This window comes from Amycolatopsis arida, from assembly GCF_900115565.1.
Classification (GTDB): domain Bacteria; phylum Actinomycetota; class Actinomycetes; order Mycobacteriales; family Pseudonocardiaceae; genus Yuhushiella; species Yuhushiella arida.
On record NZ_FOWW01000016.1, the window covers coordinates 19040 to 30267 of the forward strand.

10 protein-coding genes are annotated in these 11228 nt (G+C 71.5%); 7 read left to right on the forward strand and 3 right to left on the reverse strand.

Annotation, left to right across the window (positions count from 1 at the left end; all coding sequences use genetic code 11):
- The first annotated feature begins 48 nt into the window (after positions 1 to 48).
- Positions 49 to 978: an N-acetylmuramic acid 6-phosphate etherase gene (locus tag BM051_RS27880; protein WP_092537045.1), complete on the forward strand. Its 930-nt coding sequence runs from the start codon at positions 49 to 51 to the stop codon at positions 976 to 978.
- A 151-nt stretch (positions 979 to 1129) separates the two neighbouring features.
- Here BM051_RS27880 and BM051_RS27885 read toward each other — a convergent pair whose 3' ends face one another.
- Positions 1130 to 1873 carry a Fic family protein gene (locus BM051_RS27885; protein ID WP_177217019.1) on the reverse strand — a complete coding sequence of 248 codons (744 nt, stop codon included), beginning with the start codon at positions 1871 to 1873 and terminating at the stop codon, positions 1130 to 1132.
- The gene (locus BM051_RS27890; protein WP_092537001.1) at positions 1870 to 2367 is read right to left on the reverse strand and encodes a phosphoribosyltransferase; all 498 of its coding nucleotides are present in this window, start codon (positions 2365 to 2367) and stop codon (positions 1870 to 1872) included. The genes BM051_RS27885 and BM051_RS27890 overlap by 4 nt, the downstream gene beginning before the upstream one ends.
- A 216-nt stretch (positions 2368 to 2583) precedes the next feature.
- On the opposite strand from BM051_RS27890, the gene acs reads away from it, so the two are divergent.
- The 3 genes from acs (at position 2584) to BM051_RS27905 (ending at position 6199) form a co-directional block, all read left to right on the forward strand.
- The gene (gene acs / locus BM051_RS27895; protein ID WP_092537004.1) at positions 2584 to 4563 is read left to right on the forward strand and encodes an acetate--CoA ligase; all 1980 of its coding nucleotides are present in this window, start codon (positions 2584 to 2586) and stop codon (positions 4561 to 4563) included.
- Positions 4564 to 4755: 192 nt separating this feature from the next.
- Entirely contained in the window at positions 4756 to 5220 is a 465-nt protein-coding gene (locus tag BM051_RS27900; protein WP_092537007.1) for a DUF6319 family protein, read from the forward strand.
- Between the two features lie 244 nt (positions 5221 to 5464).
- Positions 5465 to 6199: a VIT1/CCC1 transporter family protein gene (locus BM051_RS27905; RefSeq protein WP_092537011.1), complete on the forward strand. Its 735-nt coding sequence runs from the start codon at positions 5465 to 5467 to the stop codon at positions 6197 to 6199.
- A 66-nt stretch (positions 6200 to 6265) separates the two neighbouring features.
- Here the strand turns inward: BM051_RS27905 and BM051_RS27910 are convergent, their stop codons facing one another.
- The gene (locus BM051_RS27910; protein ID WP_092537014.1) at positions 6266 to 7723 is read right to left on the reverse strand and encodes a peptide MFS transporter; all 1458 of its coding nucleotides are present in this window, start codon (positions 7721 to 7723) and stop codon (positions 6266 to 6268) included.
- A gap of 285 nt (positions 7724 to 8008) precedes the next feature.
- Here BM051_RS27910 and nhaA point away from each other — a divergent pair, with 285 nt between their 5' ends.
- From nhaA to BM051_RS27925, 3 genes are read left to right on the forward strand one after another with little or no spacing between them, the layout of a single operon-like run.
- Positions 8009 to 9217: a Na+/H+ antiporter NhaA gene (gene nhaA, locus BM051_RS27915; RefSeq protein ID WP_279587079.1), complete on the forward strand. Its 1209-nt coding sequence runs from the start codon at positions 8009 to 8011 to the stop codon at positions 9215 to 9217.
- 40 nt (positions 9218 to 9257) lie between these two features.
- Complete coding sequence (locus tag BM051_RS27920; protein WP_424923322.1) at positions 9258 to 9794, forward strand: phage holin family protein; 537 nt, start codon at positions 9258 to 9260, stop codon at positions 9792 to 9794.
- Between the two features lie 23 nt (positions 9795 to 9817).
- Positions 9818 to 10765, forward strand: a complete 948-nt coding sequence (locus tag BM051_RS27925; protein ID WP_092537023.1) for an alpha/beta fold hydrolase — start codon at positions 9818 to 9820, stop codon at positions 10763 to 10765.
- The last annotated feature ends 463 nt before the right edge of the window (positions 10766 to 11228 follow it).

An 11228-nucleotide genomic window follows, 5' to 3' on the forward strand; every position in this document is an offset into this window, starting at 1 on the left:
GGTCGCGGGGACACCGTGGACCAGGCGCCGAGTGGAACAGTGAGGCGCATCATGACCGTGTCGCCCCAGGTGGTGCATGTCGACTCGCCGACGGAGCGGCGCAACCCCCGGACCGTAAACATCGACCAGCTGTCGACGGCGGGGATCCTCGCCGCGATCAACGCCGAGGACCAGCAGGTGCCGGAGGCGGTGCAGGCGGTGCTGCCGGAGCTGACCGTCGCCGTCGACATCGCGACCGAGGCGCTGCGGGCGGGCAACCGGGTGCACTACGTCGGGGCGGGCACGTCGGGCCGGCTGGCGACGCTGGACGCGGCCGAGCTGGTGCCCACGTTCAACGTGCCGCCGGACTGGTTCGTGGCACACCACGCCGGCGGGGAGCGCGCGCTGCGGCACGCGGTCGAGAACGCCGAGGACGACGCCGCGTCCGGGGCAGCGGAGATGGCGCGGTCGACGGCCGCCGGGGACTTCGTGCTCGGCCTCACCGCGTCGGGCCGGACCCCGTTCGTGCTCGGCGCACTGCAGGCGGCCAAACAGTGCGGCGCGCGCACCGGGCTGGTGTCCGCCAACCCCGAGGCGCCGCGGCCGGCGGATCTGGACGTGCTGATCGCGGTGGACACCGGGCCGGAGGCCATCGCCGGCTCCACCCGGATGAAGGCCGGCACGGCGCAGAAGATCATCCTGACCGCGTTCTCCACCGCGACGATGGTCAAGCTCGGCCGCACGTACTCCAACCTCATGGTGAGCATGCGCGCCACGAACGCGAAGTTGCGCGGCCGGACCCTGCGCATCCTGTGCGAGGCCACCGGCATGAGCACCGAGGCCTGCACCAACGCGCTGACCGAGGCCGACGGCGACCTCAAGGTCGCGCTCGTGCACCTGCTCTCCGGGGTGGACACCGCGCTGGCCGCGGAGGCCCTGGCCGCCAGCGACGGCCACGTGCGCGAGGCGCTGAACACCGCCAGGGCCCGCGCGAGCTAGCCCCGCCAGGTCCGATCAGAACACGCGCGCCAACGCACGGACGTGGCAGCCGATGCCGTGTCCGCGTTTCGTGCGCACGTGTCGGCGCCGTGCGACGCGGACACATGTGCACAGAACGCGGACACATGTGCATGGGGCGCGGACACGCGGGTTAGCGGGCGGCTTCGGCGATGCTGCGGGCTTCGTGGGCGCCGGTCTCGAAGGCGGCGCAGCAGAACAGCAGCCACTCCCGCACGCCCTCCGGGGTGCCGACGGCGAACGCCTCCGCCGCGGCGCGGTACGGCCCCTGTCGACGGAAGCACGCGACCTCGGGCACGGTCAACCCCTTCGGGTCGAGCCCGCTGGCCACCATCGTCAGCCGGGCGGCCGCCCGCGCCACCACCCCGTCGGCGGTGCCGAACGGGCGCAGTGCCAGCAACTCCCCGTGCACCACGGCGGTCAGCACCGGCCCCGGCACCGCGGTCGCCCCGGTGACCAGCTGAGCCAGCAGCTCCAGCCGCCGGCCCACCTGATCACCGTCCGGCGCCGAGCGCGGCCGGCCGAGGGTGTCCCGGTCGGGCACCAGATCCGTGGCGGCCAGCACGTGCATCCGGGCGAGCGCCTGCAGCGGCGCCCGTCGCCACACCGGCAGCAGCGACTCCGCCGCCTCGGCCACCCGCAGCGCCCCGGCGAGCACCGGGTCGGTCACCTCGCCGCCGTCCGGGATCTCCGGGTCCCCGCCCTCGATTCCGGCCGACGCGCGGGCCGCCCGCACCGACGCCTCCGCCGCGGTGGCCGAGCCGCCCCGCAGGTTCGGCCCCAGCCGGTGCACCGAGAACACCGCGTCCTGCGCCGCCCGTGCCGCCTCGGCCACACCCTCGAGGTCCAGCAACGGTCGCAACAGGTCGCCGTTCACGCCTCCATCACCTGGCCCTGGCGGCGGACGACCGGGGGCTCGCTCGACCACGGGAAGTTGATCCACCTCTCGGTCCGCCGCCACACGTACTCGCACCTCACCGCCGACCGCGGCTTCTCGTACACCACCGCGCAGCGCACCTCCGCCACGTGATCGGCGCAGAAGTCCCGGACCAACCGCAGCGTCGCGCCGGTGTCGGCGACGTCGTCGGCCACCAGCACGGTCGACCCGGTCAGGTCGACGGCGTTGGGCACCGGCGGCAGCATCACCGGCAGGTCCAGCCGCTCGTCCACGCCGGTGTAGAACTCCACGTTCATCACGTGCAGGTTCTTCACGTCCAGTGCGTACCCGAGTGCGCCGGCGACGAACAGCCCACCACGGGCGATCGACAGCACCAGGTCGGGCGCGAAGCCGTCGTCGGCCACCTGCCGAGCCAGCTCCCTGCTCGCCGTGCCGAACAGCTCCCAGGTGAGCTCCTCCCGCTCCTCCGCCATGCGCCACCCTTCCCGTCGTTGCCGCCAGGCGCGAGCATAGGAGGAGACCGCACTGGCGGAGTCGTCACCTTGCGTGTCCACGCTGGTCGGCCGCTCGTCGCGCCGGCCGCCGGCCTGGTCGCAAGCGCTGGTGCGACCTTTCAGCCGCCGTACTAACGTCACTAACGTTCCCGGTGCGAGCTCCACCCCCCGCGTTGACTCAGGAGGCCTTCGACGATGACAGAGCAGTCCCCGACGCTGGACAACCTGCTCACCGAGACCCGCACGTTCCCGCCGAGCGAGGAGTTCACCGCGCAGGCGAACGCCACGGTCGAGCTCTACGCGGAGGCCGAGGCGGACCGGGAGGCGTTCTGGACGAAACAGGCCGAGCGGCTGGACTGGGACACCCGCTGGTCGCAAGTGCTGGACTGGTCGAACGCCCCGTTCGCGAAGTGGTTCGTCGGCGGCAAGCTGAACGTGGCGCACAACTGCGTGGACCGGCACGTCGCGGCCGGCAACGGCGACCGGGTGGCCATCCACTGGGAGGGCGAGCCCGGCGACACCCGCACCATCACCTACGCGCAGCTCAAGGACATGGTGTGTCAGGCGGCGAACGCGCTGACCGAGCTGGGCGTGCGCGCCGGCGACCGGGTGGCGATCCAGCTGCCCATGATCCCCGAGGCCGTGGTCTCCATGCTGGCCTGCGCGCGGATCGGCGCGGCGCACAGCGTGGTGTTCGGCGGCTTCTCGGCCACCGCGCTGAAGTCCCGGATCGAGGACGCGCAGGCGAAGCTGCTGATCACCGCCGACGGCCAGTACCGACGCGGCAAGCCGGCGCCCATGAAGGCCAACACCGACGAGGCCACCAAGGACACCCCGAGCATCGAGCACGTGCTCGTGGTGCGGCGCACCGAGGAGGAGGTGCCGTGGACCGAGGGCCGCGACCTGTGGTGGCACGACGTGGTCGAACGGCAGTCCACCGAGCACACCTGTGAGGCGTTCGACGCCGAGCACCCGCTGTTCATCCTCTACACCTCCGGCACCACCGGTAAGCCGAAGGGGATTTTGCACACCTCGGGCGGCTACCTGACCCAGGCGGCCTACACGCACCACAACGTCTTCGACGTGAAGCCCGAGTCCGATGTGTACTGGTGCGGCGCGGACATCGGGTGGGTGACCGGCCACTCGTACATCGTGTACGGGCCGATGGCCAACGGCGTCACGCAGGTGATGTACGAGGGCACGCCGAACACCCCGCACGAGGGTCGGCACTTCGAGATCATCCAGAAGTACGGGGTCACCGTCTACTACATCGCGCCGACGCTGATCCGCACGTTCATGAAGTGGGGCGCGCAGATCCCGGGCCGCTACGACCTGTCCAGCCTGCGCGTGCTCGGCAGCGTCGGCGAGCCGATCAACCCGGAGGCGTGGATCTGGTACCGGGAGAACATCGGTGGCGGCCGCACGCCGATCGCCGACACCTGGTGGCAGACCGAGACCGGCGGCATCATGATCAGCCCGTTGCCGGGCGTGACCAGCCTGAAGCCCGGCTCGGCGCAGCGGCCGCTTCCCGGCATCTCGGCGAAGGTGGTCGACGAGTCCGGCCAGGAGGTCGGCAGGGGCGGCGGTGGTTACCTGGTGCTGGACAAGCCGTGGCCGGGCATGCTGCGCGGCATCTGGGGCGACGAGCAGCGCTACGTCGACACCTACTGGTCGCGCTTCGCCGACCAGGGCTACTACTTCGCCGGCGACGGCGCCAAGTACGACGACGACGGTGACATCTGGCTGCTCGGCCGGGTCGACGACGTCATGAACGTCTCCGGGCACCGCATCTCCACCACGGAGGTCGAGTCGGCGCTGGTGTCCCACCCGACGGTCGCCGAGGCTGCCGTGGTCGGCGCCAGCGACCCGACGACAGGGCAGGGGATCGTCGCGTTCGTCATCCTGCGCGGCGATGTCGCCGAGGACCAGGCCAAGGGCGAGGAGGCGATCAGGGCGCTGCGCGACCACGTGGCGCAGGAGATCGGCCCGATCGCCAAGCCACGGCAGATCATGGTCGTGCCCGAGCTGCCGAAGACCCGCAGCGGCAAGATCATGCGCCGGCTGCTGCGCGACGTCGCGGAGAACCGGGAGGTCGGCGACGTCACGACGCTGGCCGACTCCTCGGTCATGGACCTCATCTCCGCCGGTCTGCAGAGCGACAAGAGCGAGGAGTAGCCCCGCGAACCGCGCCCGCGGCCCGGTCGGCCACTCGCCGGCCGGGCCGCGGCGTTCCCGGCGAGCAGCCGCCGACCGGCGCCAACCGGAACACCCGGGCAACGAGGCCACCCCGACGCGTGGTAATCGAACGGTTGTTCTACGCTGTCGCCGGGAGAATCCACCGACCCCGGCAAGGAGACGAGACCGACGATGACCGTGGACTCCGCAACGCAGGAGCGGGAGCAGACCGCCGAGGCCCCGCAGACCGCACCGACCGAGCAGACCGACCAGACCGATGGCCCTGCCGCCACCGAGAACGCGCCGGCCAACCAGAAGGCCGACCAAGGGGCCGACGAGTCGGCCAAGCCCAAGCGCGGCCGCCCCAAGGGCGCCAGCGCGCGCAAGACCCGCACGGTCGAGCTCACCCTCACCGTCACCGGCACGGCCGACGGCGAGTGGCAGGCCGAGCTCAAGCACGGCAGCAAGTGGGTGGCCCGCGGCCTCGAGATCCCGGCGGCCGCGGTGTCCAGGGCGGCCAAGGAGCTCCACGCCGAGCTGTCCGGCCCGATCGACGAGGTGATCAACGCCGCCCGCGAGCAGCAGCAGGCGAAGGTGGCGCAGCTCGAGGCCGAGCTCGAGCAGGCACGGCAGGCCCTCGCCGAGCTCGAGGCCTGACCCTTCACCACTCGGGGTGGCTTTTCCGCGATCTGCCGGAAAGGCCACCCCGAACCGTTTCCGGGCACCGGTCGAAACACCCGATCAGGATGGGCCGGCAATTCCGCCACCGCTCCCGATAAGGTGGAGGACAACGGATCCATGGCCACGGCCGGGCGCTCGTGCCGCATTTCCCGCGGGCCGCGCGACCCGCGCCGCGCGGACTTTCCCGGCCGCCGGTCGCCATTCGTGCTTCAATGCTCCGGTGACCGACACGCGGAACTCCACGCAACCGGACGGCCACGAGGGCGAGCCCCATCACGAACCGCTCGGTGATCGGCTGAACTGGCTCCGCGCGGGCGTGCTGGGCGCGAACGACGGGATCGTCTCGGTCGCCGGCCTGGTGGTCGGGGTCGCCGGCGCGACCACCGACCGGTTCGCCATCCTCACCGCCGGCGTCGCGGGGCTGGTCGCCGGCGCCCTGTCCATGGCCGGTGGCGAGTACGTCTCGGTGAGCACCCAGCGGGACACCGAGCGGGCGATGTTGCGGCTGGAGAAGCACGAGCTGCGCACCATGCCGCAGGCCGAGGAGCGCGAGCTCGCCCGGATCTACCAGGACAAGGGGCTCTCCCCCGAACTGGCCGCCGAGGTCGCCCGCGAACTCACCGCGCGCGACCCGCTGCAGGCCCACGCCGAGGCCGAGCTGCGGATCGACCCTGACCACCTCACCAGCCCGTGGGCGGCGGCGTGGGCCTCGCTGGCGGCGTTCTCGGTCGGCGCGCTGCTCCCGCTGCTGGCGATCGCGCTCCCACCGGCGCCGGTGCGGGTGGTGGCGTGCGCCGCGGCCGTCGTGATCGCGCTGGCGATCACCGGCGCGGTGAGCGCCCAGCTCGGCGGGGCGCCGGTGGGCAGGGCCGTTGCCCGCAACGTAGGGGTCGGCTGCCTGGCGATGCTGGTCACCTACTACGTCGGCGTGGCGTTCGGCGTCGCCCTCGGCTGAGTCCGTCGAAAGGCCCGGTGGGCCGGGATCGCCAACCCACCGGGCCCAGAATCTCAGCGGAGGACCTCAGCGGACGCCGCTCATCAGCTTCCGAATGAACGGGCTGGCCGCGGCGAGCGCCAGCCCCAGCAGGACGGCCACGCCGCCGACCGTGCCGAAGTAGGTGGCCTCGTCGTCGACGCTGTAGTACTGCGCGAGCGAGCCGGCCATCGCGGTGCCCAGGGCGATGGACAGGAAGTTCAGCGCCACCATCTGGGTGCGGAACCGCTTCGGCGCGAGCTTGGTGGACAGCGACAGGCCCACCGGCGAGAGCATCAGCTCGGCCACGGTGAACCCGAGCAGGATGACCACGATCATGAACAGCGGCGCGCTGTTCGGTTCGCCACCGGTGATCGGCAGGAACAGCAGGAACGACGCACCCATGGCCGCGGTGCCCATGGCGAACTTGATCGGCGTGGACGGCTGCCGGCTGCCGAGCTTGGTCCACAACGCGGCGAACACGGTGGCCAGCAGGATGATGAACACCGGATTGATCGAGTTGACCCAGGCCTCGGGCATCTGCCAGCCGCCGATGGTCCGGTCCACCCGCTCGGCGAAGTAGATCGGCACGACGGTGAACTGCTGCTGGAACAGCGAGAAGAACGCGAAGCTCGCGATGAACATCGGGATGAAGGAGAACACCCGCCTGCGCTCGACGGTGGTGATGCCCTTGCTGCTCAGGATCACCGCGAAGTAGCCGATGGCGGCCGCCAGCACCACCACGACCGTGATGTCCGACAGGTTCGCGGCGGTGATCACGCCGGTCAGCACCAGCACCACGATCACGGCCACCACCGCCACGACCCCGCCGACCACCAGCGGTCGCAGCGCCGCCGGCAGCGGGTTGGGCACCACGTTGACCTCGCCGCCCAGGTTCTTTCGGCCGAACGAGTACTGGATCAGGCCGAGGGCCATACCGATCGCGGCGAGGCCGAAGCCGTAGTGGAACCCGAGGTTCGTGTGGGCGAGCCCGGTGAGGATCGGACCGAGGAGGGCGCCGATGTTGACGCCCATGTAGAAGATCGTGAACCCGCCGTCGCGCCGCTCGTCGTGCTCGGAGTACAGGGTGCCGACCAGCGACGTCGCGTTGGCCTTGAGCCCGCCGCTGCCCAGCGCGATGCAGCCGAGGCCGACACCGACCCCCACGAAGCCGGGCAGCAGCGCCAGGCTGATGTGGCCGAACATGATCAGGATGGCGCTGTAGAACAGCACCCGCTCCGAACCAATCACCCGGTCGGCAATCCAGGCTCCCACGATCGTGGACAGGTAGACCAGCCCGCCGTAGGCGCCGACGATGCTGGTCGCCGTCCCCTCCGGCAGGGCGAGCCCGCCGTCCGCCGTCGAGTAGTACAGGTAGTAGATGAGGATCGCCTGCATCCCGTAGAAGGAGAAGCGTTCCCACATCTCGACACCGAAGAGGTTCCCCAGCGCTCGTGGGTGCCCGAAGAACCCGGTGTCCCGCTTGACCTCGGTGGAGGTACTCACAACTCGCCCGTCCTCATGGTCTAGACATCGTTGTCGATGCGAATAGTAGGGCCGTGAGTGGTTACCCCGGCAGGGCGGATGGTAGTAAGGGAAATTCCTCCGGATTCGTCCCCCGTGCACCGCCGTATCGGCTCCCGAACTCTCCGTGCGCGAGGGCAAGCTGGGAGTGGGAAGTCCCACGATGGATCATCGACCGAGGTCGCCGGCCGCTAATATTCCGTGAAGGTGCGCCGGGAAGTCTGGTCGGCAAGAGTGTTCGTCGACCCGTCGTGAGGAGCCACCCCTGTGAACGCACCGGGACCGCGTCGCCCTGCCGTGACCGAGTTCGCCCGCTTCCTGCGCACGGAGACCACCGGCGGGATGATCCTGCTCGCCGCCACGGCCATCGCGCTGCTGTGGGCCAACTCACCGCTGGGCGACGTGTACCAGGCGGTGCGGGACTTCAAGATCGGCCCCGAGTTCCTCCACCTCGACCTCACCGTCGGCACCTGGGCCAAGGACGGCCTGCTCGCGCTGTTCTTCTTCGTCGTCGGCCTCGAGCTCAAGCGTGAGCTCGTGGTCGGCGAGCTGTCCAACATGAAAGCCGCCGCGCTGCCGATCCTCGCCGCGATCGGCGGCATGGTCATGCCGGCGGTCATCGCGCTGTCGATCGCCTGGGGTGAGCCGGGCATCGACCAGGCGTGGGCCATCCCGGTGGCCACGGACATCGCGTTCGCACTGGGCGTGCTCGCGCTGACCGGATCCAACCTGCCCAACAGCGCGCGGGTCTTCCTGCTCTCCCTCGCCGTCGTCGACGACCTCGGCGCCATCCTCGTCATCGCCGTGCTGTTCACCGCGAGCTTCGACCTGATCGCCGCCGCGGTCGCGATCGCGGCACTGGCCCTGTACGCGTGGCTGCAGCACAAGCGAGTCCGCTCGCCGTGGCTGTACGTGCCACTCGCGGTGGTCACCTGGGTGGCGGTGCACTCCGCCGGCATCCACGCCACCATCGCCGGTGTGGCGCTCGGCCTGCTGACCAGGGTCAGGCCGGACGAGGGCGAGGAGGAGGCGCCGGCGATCCGCCTGGAGCACCGGCTGCAGCCCTGGTCGGCGGCGGTGGCGGTGCCGGTGTTCGCGCTGTTCGCCGCCGGCATCGCGGTCGACGCCGACTCGCTGGCCGACGTCTTCCGCAACGCGATCCCGCTGGCCGTGATGGCCGGCCTGTTCGCCGGCAAGATCATCGGCATCGTGGGCGCCAGCATGCTCGCCGTGCGGCTGCGGCTGGCGAAGCTGCCCCGCAACGTGGGCTGGCTGGACCTGCTGGCGCTGGCCACGCTCGGTGCGGTCGGCTTCACCGTGAGCCTGCTCATCGCCGAGCTCGCCCTCGTCGAGTACGGACCGCTCGTCGAGGAGGCCAAGGCCGCGGTGTTGATCACGTCGGCGGTCGCGTCGCTGGTCGGCGCGGCACTGCTGGTCCGCCGAAGCAGGGCGCACGCGGAGAACGACGACGAGTAGCCGCGCGCCCGTCGCGCCGGGGTGAAGGGCGCATGGCACGATGAGCCCCGTGAGCAGCCCGAAGCACCAACTCAACGACAATGACGGCGTCGGGTCCGTGCCTTACCTGCCGCTGTCCGAGGCAACCGCGTCGAGCGACGGCGACCAGTCGATCGGCACCCTGGTCAGGGACGCGACCCAGCACCTGTCGACACTGGTCAGGGCCGAGGTGGAGCTGGCGAAGTCCGAGCTCGTCGGTGAGGTGAAGAAGGGACTCAAGGGGACCGTTTTCCTCACCGTCGCGCTGGTCATCGCGCTGTACAGCTCGTTCTTCTTCTTTTTCTTCCTCGGTGAGCTGCTGTCCGAGTGGCTGTGGCGGTGGGCCGCGTTCGGCATCGTCTTCCTGCTGATGCTGGCCGTGGCGGCGCTGTTCGGCCTACTCGCCTGGCGCAAGATCAGGAAGGTGCGCGCGCCCGAGCGCACCATCAGCAGCGTGCGGGAGACCGCGGCGGCGCTCAAGCCGCGCCGGCCGGCCGAGGAGACCCTGCCGGAGCCGCGGGCCGGCACCTACCCCGCGCCCGGTACGCCGCACCGCTGACCACCCGCACCCAGCAGCCGGCCGTGACCCCGCCCGACCCGTCCACCACGCGGATCGACGGGCCATGGACGCACCGCGACGTGTCCGCCAACGGCATCCGGCTGCACGTGGCCGAGGCCGGGTCCGGCCCGCTGGTCCTGCTGCTGCACGGATTCGCCGAGTTCTGGTGGGCATGGCGACACCAGCTGCTCACGCTGGCCGAGGCGGGCTACCGGGCGGTGGCCGCGGACCTGCGCGGCTACGGCGACTCGGACAAGCCGCCCCGGGGCTACGACGCCTGGACACTCTCCGGGGACATCGCCGGGCTGGTCCGCGCCCTCGGCGAGCCGCGGGCGCACCTGGTCGGGCACGCCTGGGGCGGGATGCTCGCGTGGGCCACCGCCGCGCTGCACCCGAGGGTGGTGGAGTCGGTGAGCGTGCTCGGCGGCGCGCACCCGCTCGCCCTGCGCGGCGCGGTGACGCGCACCGCGCTGCGCCGCCGCGACAACCAGGCCAGGGCGCTGGGACACCTGTTCCGCTTTCAGGTCCCGATGGTGCCGGAACGACGGCTGGTGCGCCGCGAGGCCGAGGCCGTCGAGCGGATGCTGCGGGAATGGTCCGGTCCGGTGTGGCCGGACTCGGCGGACTTCGGGCCGATCGCGCGCACCCTGCGCGCGGCGATGCTCGTGCCCGGCGTCGCGCACAGCGCGCTGGAGTACTACCGGTGGGCCTTCCGGGCCCAGTTCCGCGGCGACGGCCGGCGGTTCACCGAGGCGGTGGACCGCAGGGCACGGGTGCCGGTGCTGCAGCTGCACGGCGACGTCGATCCCTGCGTGCTGCCCGGCACCGCCCGCGCCTCGGCGCCGTGGCTGGGGCCGCGCTCCCGCTTCGAGGCGCTGCCCGGCGTAGGGCACTTCCCGCACCTGGAGTGTCCGGAAAGGACCGGCGAGGCACTGCTGGCCTTCCTGCCCCGGCAGGGCACGGCGGCGTGACCAGGTCCCGGGCAAGCAAGTCCGCACACCCGGACCCGAGACAGGGGCCGCTTGTTCTCCCCCGTCCTCGCACGGCGCCCCAGCATCACCCCGAGCCCGAGACAGGGGCCCCGTAGCGATGCCCGTCCGGGCGCGCTCCCCCAGAATCACCCCGAGAGGTGAGCCCCTTGGTTCTCCACCGTCCTCTTGTCCGCGCCGACCCCGCGAGGGGTGGGGCCGGCGCGGGTGGGCGCCCCAGCATCACCCGAGGCGTGGCGACGCCTTGGTTCTCCCTCCGACCCGGCCCTGCCGACAGCGCGAACTGGGGCCCGGCCTCGTGGGACGCCTCCAGCACCACCCCGAGGCGTGGCGTGGCCTTGGTTCTCCCTCGTCCCCTTCGTCCTTGCCGGTCCTGTGCGGGGTGGGGCTCGGGTCAAGGGTGAGCGAAGCGAATCGCGCAGCGACGCCGAAGGCGCCCTTGAGG

Bases quoted from the DNA above. Each gene is read 5' to 3' on its own strand.
- BM051_RS27900 (WP_092537007.1), top strand. From the start codon at position 4,756: ATGACCGTGGACTCCGCAACGCAGGAGCGGGAGCAGACCGCCGAGGCC.
- acs (WP_092537004.1), top strand. From the start codon at position 2,584: ATGACAGAGCAGTCCCCGACGCTGGACAACCTGCTCACCGAGACCCGC.
- BM051_RS27890 (WP_092537001.1), bottom strand. From the start codon at position 2,367: ATGGCGGAGGAGCGGGAGGAGCTCACCTGGGAGCTGTTCGGCACGGCG.
- BM051_RS27920 (WP_424923322.1), top strand. From the start codon at position 9,258: ATGAGCCCCGTGAGCAGCCCGAAGCACCAACTCAACGACAATGACGGC.